This window comes from Streptomyces sp. NPDC056224, assembly GCF_042267665.1.
In the GTDB taxonomy this organism is placed as follows: Bacteria; Actinomycetota; Actinomycetes; order Streptomycetales; family Streptomycetaceae; genus Streptomyces.
Genome location: NZ_JBHJTK010000012.1, coordinates 117,990 through 133,180, shown reverse-complemented (window position 1 = coordinate 133,180; position 15,191 = coordinate 117,990). Strand labels below are relative to the sequence as shown.

The following is a 15,191-nucleotide window of genomic DNA, read 5'->3' as shown; positions in this document are numbered from 1 at the left end:
TGCCGGGAGGCTGGCACCGCCCCCGCCGGCATTGCCATCCGCCTGTCACGCGCCGGGGCCCGTGCCTCCACCGGCGGTTGAGGGGACGTGCAGGGGTGTTCCCCGCGAGTTCCGTCGCCCATCCTCACGGAATGCCGCACGGAAACCTCATGGGCATCAGCGACCTCCACGTCTCATTCCAGGAGAATCGCCGGATCGTCGAGGAACTGATCCCGGACACTCCCGACGACTGGCTGATCGTGGCCGGGGACGTGGGTGAGTCGCCCGATGATCTTCGATGGGTGCTCGGCCTGCTCGCCAGCCGCTATGCCACCGTGGTGTGGGCGCCGGGAAATCATGATCTTTGGACTCTGCGTGACGACCCGGTGGCTTTGCGCGGGGAAGCGCGCTACCGGCACCTCGTCGAGATCTGCCGCTCCTTCGGCGTGCACACTCCGGAAGATCCCTACCCCGTCTGGTCGGGGCCGGGCGGACCGCTCGTCGTGGCCCCCCTCTTCCTGCTGTACGACTACACGTTCCGCACGCCCGGGGCGGCCACGCGGGAGGAAGCGCTGGAGCAGGCGTACGAGGCCGGCGTGGTGTGCACCGACGAGTTCATGCTGCACCCCGATCCGTACCCGTCCCGAGAGGCCTGGTGCCGGGCCCGGGTCGCCCTCACCGAACAGCGCCTCGCCGCCTGCGACCCCGATCTGCGCATGGTGCTCGTCAACCACTTTCCGCTGGTCAGGAACCCTACGCGGATCCTGCGGCACCCCGAGTTCGCCCAGTGGTGCGGCACCGAACTCACCGCCGACTGGCACACCCGGTTCAGGGCGGCGGCCGTCGTCTACGGCCACCTCCACATCCCGCGCACCACGTGGTACGACGGCGTGCGCTTCGAGGAGGTGTCCGTGGGCTACCCGAGGGAATGGCGCAGGCCGGGCCACCCGCGCGACGTCCCGCGCCGGATCTTCCCCGGCGGTCCGGCCGGGGATTGATGCCTGGCAACTTCCGGACACCGTAAGAGTGCGATTTCGAGCCTATACTGATCTTGAATTCTCGCTCAAGCAATGCTCGACCATCCCTATTTCCGATATTCGCGATCCTTCCCGGAACGCACGGAAAAGGGACACTGGGGGACCCTATGGTGTTGTTCCGGCGTGCCGAGGAACTTTCTCTTTCACATGCATTGCTCGACGGCTGTGCCGAAGGGAATGCCGGATTACTATTGATCGAAGGCGCGGTCGGCTGCGGAAAGAGTGAATTCCTGGAGACCGTCGCCGCCCATGCCGAAGCCCGGGGCGCGGTCGTCCTGCGCGCCATCGGCACCGCGGCCGAACGGTGCCATCCGCTGGGCGTCCTGCGCCAGTTGGCCGCCGACGCGCCGGCCGGAGCCCTGCCGCCCGCGGACGAGGCGGGGCGGGTCGAGGCCATGCAGGTCTTCGCCGCAGCCGTACGCGAACTGAGCGCCGCCGCACCCGTGGTGATCTGCGTCGACGACCTGCACCACGTCGACGAACTCTCCAGCCGCTACCTGCTGCACCTGGCGCGCGGCGCCCGGCAGGCCAGGGTCCTCCTGGTGTTCACCGAGTCCGTGCACGAGCGCGGCGACGACCCGCTGCTGCGCACCGAACTGCTCCGGCTTCCCCACTTCGTACGGCTGAGGCTCGAACGGTTCACGCCCGAGGCCGTCCGCGCCATGCTGCCGGACCGCACCGAGGCGGAGACCGTGCGGCTGCACCGGGCCAGCGGCGGGAACCCGCTGCTGCTGCGGTCCCTGCTCCAGGACCCCGGGAGCCGCCCCGGCGACGCCTACGCCCAGGCCGTGCTCGCCTGCCTGCACCGCTGCGGGCCCGCCACCACCGAACTGGCCGAGGCGATCGCCGTACTCGACGGCCTCGCCGGCGCCGCGCACCTCGCACGGCTGACCGGCGCCTCCGAAGCCGCCGCCGCCCGGGCCCTGGCCGCGCTCGACGCCGCGGGCCTGCTCGCCGACGACGGCGGGCACGGGTTCTGCCACCCGGCCGCACGGGCCGCCGTACTCGACCGGATGGACCCGGCCGCCCGGCAGGCCCTGCACCGGGAGGCCGCCCTGCTCGCCCGGGCCTCGGGGGCGCCCGACACGGCGGTGGCCGACCAACTGCTCGGCGCACGCCACACCTGCGAGGAATGGGCCCTGCCGGTGCTGCGCTCCGCCGCGGACCAGTACGTCGCCGACGGCGCCCTCGACCAGGCCGCGGCCGTCCTGCAGCTCGCCCGGGAGGCGAGCCCCGACGACGCGCGGCGCGCCGAACTGGCCGTCAAACTCAGCGTCGTCGCCGGCCGCACCGACCCGGCGGCAGCCGAACGCCACCTCCGCGAACCCCTCGCCGCCCTGGCCGCCGGAACACTGGGACCGCACGCCATGGGCCCGCTCGCCAGGGCGCTGGCCGCCCAGGGCCGGATCGACGAGTCGGCCGACGTACTGGAACGGCTGGCGGCCGGCAGCGGCCGGCACCCGGGCGCGGAGCGCAGGCAGGGGGAGTTCCCCGGGGACGACCCGCTGGACGGACTCTCCGCCTTCCCCCAGTGGGCGGCCTCCAACCGCCGCGGCACACCGGCCGAGGCCGGACCGCTCCCGGTCGGCCGCGCGGTCAGGACCGCCGTCCACCCGGCGGCCCTGTGGGCCCTCCCGGTGGAGTCGGAGGAGGGCACGGCCGCCCAGGCGGCCGAGCTCTTCCTCCGGGGCGCCACCCTCGCCGAAGGCACCGTGGAGCCGGTGGTCCAGGCCCTGCGCACGCTCCTGTACCTGGACGGCGCCGCCCGGGCGCTGCCCTGGTGCGAGTCGTTCCTGCTCCAGGCGACCCAGCGCGGGGCCGCCGGCTGGCAGGCCGTGTTCGCCGGTCTGCTCGCCGAGGCCCGGATGCGCCTGGGTGACCTCCGGGGCGCGGCCCAGACCGCGGAAGGGGTCCTGCGGACCGTACCCGCACGCGGCGGCAGCGTCCTGCTGAGCGCGGTCGCCGGCACCCTGGTCCGGGCCCGCACGGCCATGGGCCGGCCCGAGGAGGCGGCGGCGGTACTGAGCCGGCCCGTCCCCGCCGAGCTGACGGCGAGCATCCACGGTCTCGGATACCTCCGCGCCCGCGGCCAGTACGCCCTCGCGACCAGCCGCTTCCACGCGGCGCTGGGCGACTTCCTCGACGTCGGCCGCCACATGAAGCGGTGGGGCCTGGACCGGCCGCGGCTCCTGCCTTGGCGCACCGACGCGGCGGAGGCCCTGCTGCGGCTCGGCGAGGCCCGCCAGGCCGAGCGGTTCCTCGCGGACCAGCTCAGCGGCCGGGACGCCGCGGACCCGTGGGTGCGCGGCATGTCCCTGCGGCTGCGGGCCTCGTTGCGCGAGCCGAAGGAGCGTCAGGCGATGCTCGCCAAGGCCGTGGACGACCTGCACCGCTCGGGCGACCAGTACGAGCTGGCCCGTGCCATGAGCGACTTCGGGCAGGTGCTGCGGGAGCTCGGCGAACCGGCACGGGCCGCCATGGTCAACCGCCGGGCCTGGCACGTGGCCCGGGAGTGCGGAGCCGAGTCCCTGTGCGTGAAGATCCTCCCCGGCCACACCGGTGAGGGTGCCGACGCGGGGGAGACCGCCGAGACCCCGCACGCCGACCTCGTCGCGAGTCTCAGCGAGTCGGAGAAGCGGGTCGCCCTGCTCGCTGTGCACGGCCACACCAACCGCGAGATCGCCCAGAAGCTCTACATCACCGTGAGCACGGTGGAACAGCACCTGACCCGGGTCTACCGCAAGCTGGAGATCCCCGGCCGGCAGGCGCTTCCGGTCGACTTCCACCTGGGCGTCGCGGAGTTCGTCTGAGCCGGGTCCCGGTCTGAGCCGGGTCCCGGTCTGAGCCGGGTCCCGGTCTGGGGCGGGGCATCGGTCCGGGCCTCGGCCCGGGCCGGGGGCTCGGTCCGGGCCTGTGGTCCGGGCCCGCGGTCGGGGCCCGCGGTCTGAGCCCGGGTCCCGGCCGGAGCCCGGGGCGGAGTCGCCGGGCCGGGAGCGGGATGGCAAGGTCATGGCAAGCCCACCCGCTCCCGGCCGTCCCCTGGCAGACAACTGGCGCACGTGACCCCCTCCTCCCCCCGGGTCCGCTCAGATGAGCCCTCTTTTACTGGCCCCCGCGGGCCACGTGCGCGACGGTTCGGTCATGAGTCGCAGCCCACCAGGGAGGGCACCATGACCACACCCACGCACGACCAGCCGTGGCGCACGGCCGCACCGGGACAGGTGCGCGACGCCATGCTCGACCGGGTCGAGGAGCGCCTCGCCCGACTGCTCGCCGAGGAGCACCGCAACCGCCGTACGCCCGACCCGCGCAGCGCCGTCCTGGTGGCCGGCGTCGCCGAACTCGTCCAGGCCGGGGCCGAGCGGGCCCACCCGGTCATCTGCCTCACCGGATACCTCGCCGCGGGCGGCGACCCGGACGGCGAGGACGCGGTGACCGCGGCCGCCGCCCTGGAACTCCTCGACACCTGCCTGATGATCCGTGAGGACGTCCGGGACAACGCACCGCTGCGCCGCGGCATCCCGACCCTGCACATCAGCCACGCCGCCGAGCACGAGCGCAACGGCTGGCGGGGCGAGTCCCGCCGGTTCGGCGAGGGGACCGCCGTGCTCGCGGGCGATCTCGCCCTCGCCTACGGTGACCGCCTCGCCGTCCGGCTCCCGCACGACGCCTGGGAGTTGTGGGACGACCTGCGCACCGAGCGGGCGATCGGCGCGCACACCGAGGCCGCCGCCGCGACCGAGTACCTCGACGACGCCTGGCCGGGACAGTGCCTGGAGGGCTGTGGCAGCGGCTGCCGGGCGGGCTGGTACGGGCTGCGCCACGCGCTGCTGATCGGCGCCGCGCTGGCGGGGCGGGGCGACCTGCGCGAGACGTACGAGGAGTACGCGCGGGTCCTGCACGCGGCCTGGCGGATCCGCGGATTCCTGCGCGGCGGCCCCGGCTTCGACGGCGACGCCCAGTTCCTGCGCGACGTGTTCTTCGACGCGCGGGCCCGGAACGGGGCCGAGGAGACCATCGCCGGACTCATGGCGCGCGCGGACGAGACCGTCGCCGCGGCCCCCGTCGACCCCCTGTGGCGCACCGAACTGGGGGCCTTCGCCCGCCGGGTGGCCGGCTGCGAGTGACCCCGGCGATCACGCCGCCCCCAGCGCCAATTCGGTAGCGGCCCCGGGTCCCCTGGTCGATCATGGCGCGCATGAGCGACCAACCCGCGCGATGGACCCAGGCGACCGTCTACCCCGACATGTGGGCCGATCCGGACGACGACCCCTGCGACAGCGCGGGAGCCGGTCCGGAGGGCGAACTCGCGACGCTGCAGGACTTCCTGACGAACTACCGCATCACCCTGCGGATGAAGTGCGAGGGCCTGGACGCGGAGCAGCTGGCCCGCCGGTCGGTCCCGCCGTCGACGATGTCGCTGCTCGGCCTGGTCAGGCACCTCGCCGAGGTGGAACGGGACTGGCGCAACTGGATCCGCGACGGCGACCCGCTGCCGAAGCTGTACGGCGAGCGCGACGCGGACTTCCACGGCGCCGTCGCCGAGCAGGCCGCGGTCGACGCCGCCTACGAGGATCTGGAGCGCGAGCAGGCCGCGACCGACGCCGCGCTGGCGGTCCACCCGGAGCTGGGCGAGCGCGTGGGGAAGGACGGGATCGCGATCCGGGAGCTGCTGGTGCACAGGGTCGAGGAGTACGCCCGTCACTGCGGGCACGCCGACCTGTTGCGCGAGTGCGTCGACGGAAGGGTGGGCCAGTGACGGGCCCGCTCCGGCCCGGAGCGGGGTCCCCCTGACGGGACTCAGCCGGGGGCCGGCCGCGGCCCGCCGGGCCGCAGGCGCGTCAGCCAGCCGCGCAGCGCGCCGCGGCGGATCCGGCCGAGGTCGTCGCGCGGCAGAGCGCCGACGATCTCCAGCCGCGTGGGCAGGAAGGCCTCCGCGACGCCCCGCGAGGTGAGGTGCTCGCGCATCTCGGCCGGACTCGGTGGCCGGTCCTGCGCGGTCGGGACCACGACGGCGCAGGGCAGCTCGCCGTGCTCGGGGTCGGTGTAGGCGACGACCGCGGCTTCGCTGACCCGGGGGTGGGTCAGCAACTGCTCCTCCACCTCGGCCACCGGCACCATGAAGATCGCGCCGGTCCGCATCCCGGCCCTGGCCAGGACCCGGATCCCGCCGTGCGGGCGGGTCTGCGCCAGGTCCCCCGTGTCGAGCCAGCCGTCGGCCCGCTCCCAGGTGGGAACCGGTGCCGGGGCCCCCTGCCCCCACGTGGCCAGGCAGACCGACGGCCCGCGCACCGCGAGCGCCGGTGTCCCGCACCCGGCGGACACCTCCAGCCCGCGCAGCGGGTGGAAGACGTCGCCCTCGTCGGGGGTGTCCCCGGTGAGGGCGCCCATGCCGAGCTCCGGCGTCCCCCACACCGAGAGGACCGGCACGCCGAACGCCGCGCGGAGTTCCGCGGCGAGCGGAGCCGGCGTGCTGGTGCGCCCGCCGGACAGCACCAGCCGCAGCCGGTCCAGGTTCCGGGGGCGGCGCTGCTGCGTGGTGAGCAGCTCGGAGAAGTAGGCGGGCTCCGCGTACACCTGGTCCACCCCGGCGGCCGCCATCAGGTCCAGGCACCGGCCGGGGTCCCACACGTCCTGGTGGACCCCCGTCCCGCCGACCGCCAGCGGCCAGCACACGGTGTAGAGCAGCGAGGCCAGCGAGGTGAGCGGCAGCGTGCTGAGGAAGACCTCGCGGGGACGGCGCCCCGGGCCGTCGCCCTCGTGCTGGGAGGCGATGTTGGCGTACAGCGTGTTGGGGGAGTGCAGCACCGAGGTGTAGGCGTCCCGCAGGCCCATCACGCTGATCAGCAGGGCGGGCCGGTCGGCCTGACCGCCGCGCGGCCTGCTCCGTCTGCCCGCCCCGGTGCGCTCGTGCGCGGTGCGCCGGAAGTACGCCGCGAAGTCGACCGCCCCGGTCGCCGCCGCGTCCCCCACGACGACCCGGTGGCGCAGCCACGGCAGGCGCGGGGCGAGGTCCGCGAGGACCTCGGCGTGCCCGTGGCCCTCCCACACGTCGGGCACCACGCAGACCCGGGCCCGGGTGCCCTCCAGGATCCGCTGCAGTCCGTGGGCCCGTACGGTCGGCAGCACCGGCACCGCGACCGCCCCGGCCCGCCAGCAGGCGAGGGTCAGCGCCGCGGTCTCCCACCAGCTCGGCAACTGGTAGGCGACCGGGTCCCCGGGGGCCACCCCGAGGGAGGCCAGGGCGGCGGCGAACCGGTCGACGTACAGGGCCAGCTGGCCGTACGTGAGGGTGATCCGGCGCCGGTCGGCCGGCCGGTGGGCCCGCTCCGAGATGATCGCCGGGCGCCCGGGCGCGGCGGCGGCCGTACGGTAGAGGTCGTCGAGGAAGGTCTCCGGGCGCCACCATCCGGCGGCCCGGAACCGCGCCGCCACCCCGGCGGGCGCGGTGAGGTCCATGGGGCGGCCGTGCGCGGAGGCGAGACCCTCCGCCGCGGGGTACGAGGGGGAGTCCGTCAGGCCCATCGGCCCACCGCCCCGGCGACCTGCACCCGCGAGGTGCACCCGAGCCGGCGCATCACCTGGCGGACGTGGTTGACCACGGTCCACTCCGAAATGTCCAGCCTGGCAGCGATGTGACGATTCGTCAGCCCTTCCGACACCAGCAGTGCCACCTGGACCTGCCGGGGGGTGAGCGACTGCGCCTCGGCGACCGCCCCCGCCACCGGGCGGCGCGAGGGTTCGGGCGCCGAGAGCGCCTCGGCCACCGCGGCGGGCGCGCCCATCCGTACCCCCTCCGCCCACGCCGTGGCGAAGTCGGACCAGTCCAGCCGGGCGCTCAGCTCCGTACGCGCCCGCTCGGCCTCGGAGCGCCACTCGTCGGGCACCTCCGCTCCCGTCCCGGCCCGCAAGGTGTCGGCCGCCGCCAGCAGCCGCACCGTCCGCGGCCGCTGCGCGGGCGCGGTGCGCAGCTGGAGCAGGGCGAACTCCTCCAGCAGCCCGGGCAGTTCGGTCCGCTCGCCGATCGCCCCGTACAGCCGCAGGGCCTCCCGCAGCGCCCGGTCGGCCCGGTCCGGATCCTCGCCCTCCAGGGCCAGCGCCGCCGAGGTCCGCAGCGCGCCCGCCAGGCCCCGCCCGTCCCGGATCCGCCGGAAGGCCTCCTCGGCGCGGTCCAGCAGCTCCTGCGCCTTGCGCCGGTCGCCGTCGGCGCGCAGCACGGCCGCGAGCGCCGCCGCCGCCCCGGCCGCACCCCCGGTGACGCCCATCGACTCCAGCGCGTTCAGCGCGGTCACCAGCACGGCCCGCGCCCCCGGCGGGTCGCCGGCCTTCAGCAGCGCCGTGCCGAGGTGGGCGGAGGCGAGCATGTTCTGGCGCCGGTCGCCGACGGCCTTGCCCAGCGCGAGCGCCCGCCGGTGGCGGCGTACGGCCTCCTGCGGATCGCCCAGGGCCAGGGCGAACAGCCCGGACATGTCGGCCAGCCGGGCCCGTACCGCCTCCTGCAGCGGGGGACCCGCCGCCTCGCCCGCGCCGTCGCACCACTCCAGCCCCTCCCGCAGCCGCCCCTGCGTCAGCCAGGGGAGCCGGCAGCCGAGCACCAGGGCGGCCGCCGCCTCGCCGTCGCCGCGCTCGCTCAGCCGCCGCAGGGCAGCCGTCACGTTCGCGCCCTCGGCCGCCAACTCCCTCAGCATTCGCTCCTGCTCGGTCCCGCTCAAGCCGGGCAGCGAGGTGGTCACCAGCCGCCGGTAGCGCTCCGCGTGCGCGTCCAGCGCCGCGCCGTCACGCCCCGACTCCGTAAGCGAGGCGCGGCAGTGGGACCGCACGGGCTCGGTCACGGCCAGCCGCAGCTCCCCCTGCTCCTCACCCACCACGGCCAGCAGGCCGCGGTCCAGCAGGGTCTCGATGCCGGCCTCCTCCGCCGCGCCCGCCGCCGACAGGCCGAAGCCCGGCTCGTACACCGAGAGCCGCTCCAGCAGGGCGCGGACCGGGGCGTCCAGTCCGCGGCAGCTCCACTCGGCGAGGGCGGCGAGCGAGCGGTGCCGCTCGGGGGCGTGCGCGGGTCCGCCCGCCAGGACGGTCGTACGGCCGCGCAGCCGCGACGGCAGCAGGTGGGGAGGCAGCAGCCGCAGCCTGCGCGCGGCGAGCTCTAGGGCGAGCGGCAGTCCGTCGAGGAGCGTGCAGACCTCGGCGACGGCCGCCGCGTTCTCCAGGGTGAGCGCGAAGGCCGGATCGGCGTCCCGGGCCCGGCGCACGAACAGCGCGACCGACGCCACTTCGCGCACCTCGTGCGGGTCGGCGGAGCCGTCCGCCGGCTCCGGTACGGGCAGCGGCGCCAGCGGCAGCAGCTGTTCCCCGTACACCCCGAGCGGCTCCAAGGCGGTCGCCAGCACCACCACGCGCGGATCACCGGCGAGCGCCGCGACGGCCCCGGCGGCACCCGGGCGCGCCTCGTGGTCACAGCCGTCGAGCAGCAGCAGGACCCGGCCGGGCTCCCCGGGCCCCCACGGGCGCAGCGGTTCGTCCCCGGCGGCCCAGCGCGCCGCCGCGTCGACCACCTCCACCCGGGCGAACTCCGGGCCGACCTCCCGTACGGCCTCCGCGGCCAGCCGGCTCTTGCCCACACCGGCCCGCCCGGTCACCGTCAGCAGCCGGACCGAGGGGTCGCGCAGCCGCTCCCGCAGAGCGGCCGCTTCGAGTTCCCGCCCGACGAGCTCCGTCACCGGGCTGAGCGCTACCGACATGGTTCTCCGAACGTTGCGTAGAGGGCGGTCGAATGGGTCGGGAGACCGGGTGCCGCCGGGCCGGGCCGGGGCGTCGTGCCGGTCAGCAGGGCACACCGGCCGGCTGGATCCGCCAGAGCCCCGGACGGATCTCCACGGCCCGCCGCGCGGTGGTGCCACCACCGGTGGCCGTGGACAGCGCCCGCAGCGAGCGTCTCGCGTACACCTCCAGCCGGTGGTCGCGCAGGGCCCCCGCCAGCTCCAGGCACTCGCCGAACCAGGTCCGGGCGGTCTCCGCACCCTCCGGCCCGTCCTGGGCCAGCGCGAGGAGCGCCCGGGCGCGGCTCGCCTCGTAGCGGCCGCGCGTACGGCCGGGCAGCGACAGGGCGGCGAGGGCGGGCTCCAGCAGGGCGGCGGCCTCCACCGCCGAACCGGCGTCCAGCCGCAGCTCGGCCAGGCCCACCAGGGCGCGGCCCGCCTCCTCCTCGTCGCCCGCCTCCCGGGCGTGCGCCAGCGCACCCGCGTACAGCTCGTGCGCCCGTTCCGTGCGGCGGTACTGCCAGGCGAGGTCGCCGAGCGAGCGCTCCATCCGGGCCTGGGCCGACCGGTCCGCGCACCGCACGGCCGCATCCAGCGCCAGGGTGTAGGCGGCCTCGGCGTCCTCCTCCACCCACCCGCCCGTGGCGTCCGTCAGCCGTACCGCCAGCGCCCACAGCCCGGCCTCGTAGGCGGTCCGCGCCAGCCGTACGAGCCCCCGCGCGTCGGCGTCCGCCAGACGGCCCGGCTGCGCGGCCCCGTCCGCGTACGCCCGGCACACCCGCTCCGCCGCCGCGCGCCGCACCCCGGGCGCCTCCTCCAGCGCCAGCCGCTCCACCGCCAGCAGCCTCAGCAGCTCCGGGAGGTGGCAGCCGTCGCGGTCCACCGCCAGCAGCCGTTCGTCGGCCAGCGCGTCAAGGGCCGCCGCGGCCCGCGGCTCGGCCAGGTCCAGCGCGGCGGCGGCCTGCCGGGCGCCGAAGCGGCCGGGCGGCAGCAGCGACAGCAGGCGAAACGCCCGGCGCTGGGCGCCGGGGGCCGCCGCGTAGACCTCCAGGAGGCGGGCCCTTACGTCGACGTCGCCGGTCCGCAGCGCGTCCAGCCGCCCGCCCTCGTCCCGAAGCCGGTCCGCCAGGGTGGCGGGGGTCCAGTGCGGACGGGCCGCGAGCTGGGCGGCGGCGGCCCGCACGGCGAGCGGGAGCCCGCCGCACAGCCCGGCTATCTCGTCGACCGCCGCGGACGCGGGCGCGGGGCCGCCGCGCTCGGCGAACAGCCCGGCGAGCCGCCGCGACTCCTCGGGCCGCCACGGCCCGAGGACCACCGGACGCAGCCCCGGGAGCCCGGCGGGCACGCGACCCGCCGTGAGCAGCAGCGCGGAGCCCGGGGCGAGTGGCAGCAGAGGTCGTACCTGGGTCTCGGAGGTGACGTGGTCCAGCACGATCAGCACCCGGCGGCCCGTCAGGGGTGACCGCCCCAGACGGTCGAGGATCTCCGCGCCGGCCGGCGGGGGCCCGGAGCCGCGGCGCAGGTCCAGGAAGACCTGCCCGTCGGGGAAGGCGTCCGCCACGCGGTGCGCGCTCTCCACCGCGAGTGCGGTCTTGCCGGTGCCCGGCAGGCCCGTCACGGCGACGCAGCCACCCGCGGGGCCGCACCGTAACAGCTGCTCCAGCTCGGCCAGTTCGGCCGCCCGGCCCGCGAAGCCGGGATCGGCGGGCGGCAGCGCGCCGAGCTCCGGCGACCAGCGTTCCGCACCGTCGGCCGGAGCGCCGGCCACGGCACCCGACCCCACGGGCCCGGACCGTACGGCCGATCCCGCTTCCGCCCCCGCCCCCGCCCCCGATCCGGACCCCGACCCCGACCCCGACCCCGCGCCGGTGCCGGTGGCGGTGCCGGAGCCGGGTCCGGTTCGGGCTCCGGGCATCGACAGCGCCGGATCCCCTTCCAGAATGCGCCGCTGGAGCCGCCGCGACGAAGGACCCGGCTCTATCCCGAGCTCCTCCACGAGGGTCCGCCGCAGCATCGCGAACACGCGCAGCGCCTCCGCCTGCCGCCCGCACCGGTACAGCGCCACCATCAGGTGGGCGTGGAACTCCTCGTGCATCCGGTGCTCGGCGACCAGCTCCTGGAGCTCCGCCACCAGTTCGCGGTGCAGCCCGAGGTGCAGCTCGGCCCGGATGCGCTCGTCGAGCACGGTGGAGCGCACCTCGCCCAGGCGCACGGCCGCGCCGTCCAGCAGCGGCCCGTGCGGGGTGTCCGACAGCACCGGCCCCCGCCACAGCGCGAGCGCCCGCCGCATCAGATCCGCGGCCGCGCCGAAGTCCGCCGCCCGCAGGGCCTGGTGGCCGCGGCGGGACAGGTCCTCGAAGACCGCGGTGTCGAGCGCGTCCGCGCCCACGCGCAGCAGATAGCCCGGGCGTCGGGTGACCAGGGACTGACGGCCGTTCTCCGGATCCGCGCTGCCCAGTGTCTTGCGCAGGTGCGACACGTAGACCTGGAGCGTCGTCGTCGCCGTACGCGGCGGCGCCTCCGGCCAGAGCTCGTCGATGAGGCTCTCCGACGACACGACCTCGTTCGCGCGGACCAGCAGTGCCCCGAGGACGACCCGCAGTTTGGCGGCCTGCGGAGCGTACGAAGGCACCGCACCACCGTCCGTACCGCCGTCCGCACCCCCCGCCGCACCGTCGCCCGTGACCTCCAGCGGGCCCAGAATCCCGAAGCGCATCGTCCTCAGTAGTCCTGGACGACGGAGGTGCGGGCCTCGGCGACCGCCCGGCGGCGCTGCGTCAGGGTGAGCGTGACCGGTACGGAGGGCCGCCCGGCGGCGTCGTGCCCCAGCGGCCCGGCCACCGCCACGCAGCGCAGCGGCAGATCGAGGTCCGCCTGCCCGCGGAAGTGCACCTGGCAGGCGCCGATCGCGCTGCGCGCCGGGTTCAGTCCGTGCGCCCGGCCCGCGGCGAGCAGCGACGTCTGGCGCAGTGCCTCCATCAGGTGCAGCCCGGAGAGCTGCCCGTCCTCGCCCGCGAACACGGGACTGATCTCCCGGGAGAGCAGCCAGGTGCTGATCCGGCCGCGCGCCGCGTCGGTCGGTTCGCTGATCACGGTGTTCTCGGGGGCGTAGCGGCCGGTCTCGGCGGGGTCGGCCGGCCGCAGCGGGCCGTCCGGCGCGTCGTCGAGCTCGGGCGCGGCACGCAGCGCCTGCCGGGAGTGCTCCAGGTGCCTGCGATAGAGCTTCGGCATGAGGAAGACCAGACCGGCGGCGCCCGTCGCGCACGGGCGGCCGTCGATCACCACCTGCAGGTGGAAGTCGAGTCCGCGCGGTACCTCGTCCACCACGTTCGCGGGGCGTGCTCGGATGTGGGTCTCCATGGGTACGGGGCCGGCGGGGGCCCCGTCCGTACGCCAGGCGGAGAGGTCGGTGAGGTCGAGAGTGAAGCGGTAGAACAGACCGGGGCGGTCCTGCGGCACGCCGAAGTAGCGGTGGCCGACGAACTCGCCGATCTCGCGCATGGTCTCGGTCGCGATCTGCAGGTCGTGGAAGTGGCCCGGACCGTCGTTGAAGAGCGGGTGGGCGACGGGGGTCGCGCCGACCAGGGTGAAGTTCTCCTCGCCGAGGCTGGGGACGTCGAGACCGTAGTGGGCCCGCGAGGGCGGACGGTGGATCAGGTGCTGGGCCGCCGCGGCCCCCGCACGGTCGTGTACGGCGGGGGGCGAGGTCGTGCTGTTGTCGACTGTCATGTCCCTCTCCTAACTCTCGCGTCATGGTGGAGCGGTGGTCGAGCGGCCAGCCAGCCGGTGCCGTTGGCAGGAAAGTGCATGGCAGGAACTCATGCGTTCCGCTTCGGCCCCCTCCGTGGTTGTGGGCTTTAGCGGCGTCCAAGGGGCAGGGCGGACCCTGCCGTACGAGAGCCCCGCCCCCGGGACGTTCCCCCACCTCCCCGGGCGGGGCCCTGCTCCGCGCCCAGTCGACGATCCCGGAAGGGAGCCCCCGATGACCACCACAGGTACCGACGCCGTGCGGCCGGTGGAGGCGCCGGCGGCGGATTCCGTGGCAGGAGCCGGCCCGGCGCGCCTGTCGGCCCGGCTCCGCCTCGGCTACGCCTCGGGATCCCTCGTCACGGGCACGTTCACCACCCTCCCCGGCCTGCTGCTGCTCCCGTACCTCACGGACACCCTGGGGGTGGGCGCCGCACTGGCCGGCGCGATCGTGTTCGTACCCAAGGCCTGGGACGCCGTCCTCAACCCGCTGGTCGGCCGGGCCAGCGACCGCACCCGTACCCGCTGGGGCGCGCGCCGCCCGTACGTCCTGTGCGGCGGGCTCGCGACGGCCCTGGCCTTCGCGCTGACCTTCGCCGGCCTGCTGCCGGGCACCGGGGGCGCCTGGCTCACCGCGGGCGGATACCTGCTCACCGCGACCGCGTTCGCCTTCTTCCTGGTGCCGTACGTCGCCATGCCCGCCGAACTCACCGACCGGCACCAGGACCGCGTGCGCCTGGTCGGCGGGAGGGTCGCCGTCATCGCAGTGGCCGCGCTGGTCACCGGCGCGGCCGGGCCCGCCCTCATCGACGCCGGGGGCGGCGGGCTCGCCGGACACCGGTGGGTAGGGGTGTTCGGCGGCCTGGTCATCGCCCTCGGCACGGTCTGGGTCTTCACCGGAACCTCCGGCGGGAGCGGGAGCGGGGGCGGGGGCGGGGGCGGGGGCGGACGCGTCGGCTCCCGCGTCCCGGAGAGCGAGCCGAGCCTGCGCCGCCAGTTCGCCGCCGCCCGCGGCAACCCGCCCTTCATGGCGCTGCTGCGGTGCGTGATCGTCCAGTCCGTCGCGACCGGCGTCCTGCTCGCGGGCGCGCCGTACTTCGCCGAGCACGTCCTGCGCGACTCCTCCGGGGTCGGCGCGCTCGTCGCCGCGTTCGTCGCGCCCAACCTCCTGACCGTGCCGCTCTGGTCGCGGCTGCGCGCCGGCCGCCACGGATACACCGTCGCCTCCGCCCTGTTCGCCGCCGGCTGCCTGCTCTTCCTCGCCGCCCCCGTACTGCCCGAAGGCGCCGTACTGCTCACCATGGCGCTGGCCGGCACCGGCCACGCGGGCCAGCTGCTCTTCCTGTACGCCATGCTGCCGGAGCGCATCGCCAAGGACGCCGCCCGTACCGAACGCCGCCAAGCGGGCGTCCTGTCCGGCCTGTTCAGCACCGGCGAGGGGCTGGGGGTCGCGCTCGGCCCCTTCCTCTACGGCCTGGTGCTCCAGCTCTGCGGCTACGTCTCCTCCGGCACGGGCCGGGCCGCCGAGCAGACCCCGACCGCCGAACTCGGCATGCTCGCCGGCTTCGCGCTCGTCCCGGCCCTGGCCACGGCGCTGGCCGTCCTCCTGCTGCGCGGCTACGACCGCACGGACCGCCCCTACTGACCCCTCATCAGCCGGGGTGCAACGACA

Annotated in this window: 9 protein-coding genes; 5 read left to right on the top strand and 4 right to left on the bottom strand. The window is 75.9% G+C overall.

Annotated elements, in window-relative coordinates; genetic code table 11:
* Positions 1-131: 131 nt before the first annotated feature.
* The 4 genes from ACFCZ1_RS17590 (at position 132) to ACFCZ1_RS17575 (ending at position 5,775) form a co-directional block, all read left to right on the top strand.
* Complete coding sequence (locus ACFCZ1_RS17590; protein ID WP_376679165.1) at positions 132-977, top strand: metallophosphoesterase family protein; 846 nt, start codon at positions 132-134, stop codon at positions 975-977.
* A 146-nt stretch (positions 978-1,123) separates the two neighbouring features.
* The gene (locus tag ACFCZ1_RS17585) at positions 1,124-3,826 is read left to right on the top strand and encodes an AAA family ATPase (protein ID WP_376679164.1); all 2,703 of its coding nucleotides are present in this window, start codon (positions 1,124-1,126) and stop codon (positions 3,824-3,826) included.
* Between the two features lie 360 nt (positions 3,827-4,186).
* Entirely contained in the window at positions 4,187-5,143 is a 957-nt protein-coding gene (locus ACFCZ1_RS17580) for a polyprenyl synthetase family protein (protein WP_376679163.1), read from the top strand.
* Positions 5,144-5,205: 62 nt separating this feature from the next.
* The gene (locus tag ACFCZ1_RS17575; protein WP_376679162.1) at positions 5,206-5,775 is read left to right on the top strand and encodes a DinB family protein; all 570 of its coding nucleotides are present in this window, start codon (positions 5,206-5,208) and stop codon (positions 5,773-5,775) included.
* Positions 5,776-5,816: 41 nt separating this feature from the next.
* On the opposite strand, the gene ACFCZ1_RS17570 is transcribed toward ACFCZ1_RS17575, so the two are convergent.
* From ACFCZ1_RS17570 to ACFCZ1_RS17555, 4 genes are all read right to left on the bottom strand, one after another.
* Entirely contained in the window at positions 5,817-7,541 is a 1,725-nt protein-coding gene (locus ACFCZ1_RS17570; protein ID WP_376679161.1) for an AMP-binding protein, read from the bottom strand.
* Entirely contained in the window at positions 7,532-9,754 is a 2,223-nt protein-coding gene (locus ACFCZ1_RS17565) for a LuxR C-terminal-related transcriptional regulator (RefSeq protein ID WP_376679160.1), read from the bottom strand. The genes ACFCZ1_RS17570 and ACFCZ1_RS17565 overlap by 10 nt, the downstream gene beginning before the upstream one ends.
* A gap of 82 nt (positions 9,755-9,836) precedes the next feature.
* Positions 9,837-12,488: a BTAD domain-containing putative transcriptional regulator gene (locus ACFCZ1_RS17560; protein WP_376679159.1), complete on the bottom strand. Its 2,652-nt coding sequence runs from the start codon at positions 12,486-12,488 to the stop codon at positions 9,837-9,839.
* Between the two features lie 5 nt (positions 12,489-12,493).
* The gene (locus ACFCZ1_RS17555; protein WP_376679158.1) at positions 12,494-13,501 is read right to left on the bottom strand and encodes an AfsA-related hotdog domain-containing protein; all 1,008 of its coding nucleotides are present in this window, start codon (positions 13,499-13,501) and stop codon (positions 12,494-12,496) included.
* A gap of 253 nt (positions 13,502-13,754) precedes the next feature.
* Here ACFCZ1_RS17555 and ACFCZ1_RS17550 point away from each other — a divergent pair, with 253 nt between their 5' ends.
* Positions 13,755-15,164 (top strand): MFS transporter, encoded by a 1,410-nt coding sequence (locus tag ACFCZ1_RS17550; protein ID WP_376679157.1) that lies wholly within the window; start codon positions 13,755-13,757, stop codon positions 15,162-15,164.
* Positions 15,165-15,191: the final 27 nt, after the last annotated feature.